The organism is Mesorhizobium sp., assembly GCF_024509055.1.
GTDB lineage: Bacteria > Pseudomonadota > Alphaproteobacteria > Rhizobiales > Rhizobiaceae > Mesorhizobium.
Map to the genome: position 1 here is coordinate 1 of NZ_JANINM010000345.1, position 1,646 is coordinate 1,646.

Genomic DNA, 1,646 nt, shown 5'->3' on the forward strand with positions numbered 1-1,646 from the left:
CCTTCGATCTGGCCAGCTTCGTTGAGGAAGATCTTCTCTGACGACGGCGCCTTGGGCAGGCCTGGCATGGTCATGACCTCGCCGCAGATGATGACGACGAAGCCGGCGCCGGCCGACAGCCTGACCTCGCGCACCGGCACGGTGTGGCCGGTCGGCGCGCCGCGCAGGTTCGGGTCGGTCGAGAACGAGTACTGGGTCTTGGCCATGCAGACCGGCAGGTTGCCGTAGCCGGCCTCCTCCCAGGCCCTGAGCTGGTCGCGCACCGACTTGTCGGCGATCGCCTCCGAGCCGCGGTAGATGCGCTGGACGATGGTGTTGACCTTCTCGAACAGCGGCATGGCGTCGGGATAAAGCGGCGCGAACTGCGAGGCGCCGGATTCGGCCAGCGCCACCACCTTGTTGGCGAGGTCCTCGATGCCGGCCGAACCGTTGGCCCAGTGCTTGCACAGGATCGCTTCCTCGCCCATCGAGGCGACATAGTCCTTCATCGCCTGGATCTCGGCTTCGGTGTCGGAATAGAAGTGGTTGATGGCGACCACCGCCGGCACGCCGAACTGGCGGATGTTCTCGATGTGGCGGCCGAGATTGGCGCAGCCCTTCTTGACCGCCTCGATGTTTTCCTTGCCGAGGTCTTCCTTCTTGACGCCGCCATTCATCTTCATGGCGCGCACGGTGGCGACGATGACGGCGGCGGCCGGCTTGAGGCCCGCCTTGCGGCACTTGATGTCGAAGAATTTTTCAGCGCCGAGATCGGCGCCGAAGCCGGCTTCGGTGACGACATAGTCGGCAAGCTTCAGCGCCGTCGTGGTGGCGACGACCGAGTTGCAGCCATGCGCGATGTTGGCGAACGGGCCGCCATGCACGAAGGCCGGGTTGTTCTCCAGCGTCTGCACCAGGTTCGGCTGCATGGCGTCCTTGAGCAGCACCGCCATGGCGCCGTCGGCCTTGAGGTCGCGGGCATAGACCGGCGTCTTGTCGCGGCGATAGGCGACGATGATGTCGCCGAGGCGCTTCTCGAGGTCCTTGAGGTCGGTGGCAAGGCACAGGATCGCCATCACCTCGGAAGCGACGGTGATGTCGAAGCCGGCCTCGCGCGGATAGCCGTTGGCGACGCCGCCCAGCGAGCAGATGATCTCGCGCAGGGCGCGGTCGTTCATGTCCATGACGCGGCGCCAGGCGACGCGGCGGGTGTCGATGCCGAGCTCGTTGCCCCAGTAGATGTGGTTGTCGATCAGCGCCGACAGAAGGTTATGCGCGGTGGTGATGGCGTGGAAGTCGCCGGTGAAGTGGAGGTTCATGTCCTCCATCGGCACCACCTGCGCATAGCCGCCGCCGGCGGCGCCGCCCTTGACGCCGAAATTCGGGCCGAGCGAGGCTTCGCGGATGCACACGATGGCCTTCTTGCCGATGCGGTTCAGGCCGTCGCCGAGGCCGACCGTGGTCGTCGTCTTGCCTTCGCCGGCGGGCGTCGGGTTGATGGCGGTGACCAGGATCAGCTTGCCGTCCTTGTTGCCCTTCACCGACTTGATGAATTCGGCGGAGACCTTCGCCTTGTCGTGGCCGTAAGGCAGCAGGTGCTCGGACGGGATGCCGATCTTCTGGCCGATCTCCTGGATCTGCTTTTTCTTGGCGCCACGCGCGATCTC

At 65.6% G+C, this 1,646-nt stretch carries 1 protein-coding gene; it reads right to left on the reverse strand.

All coding sequences use genetic code 11. The features are described from left to right. Positions 1-1,646, reverse strand: a 1,646-nt coding sequence (locus Q0L57_RS14650) for a formate--tetrahydrofolate ligase (protein ID WP_296743741.1), incomplete at both ends; no start/stop codon positions are given.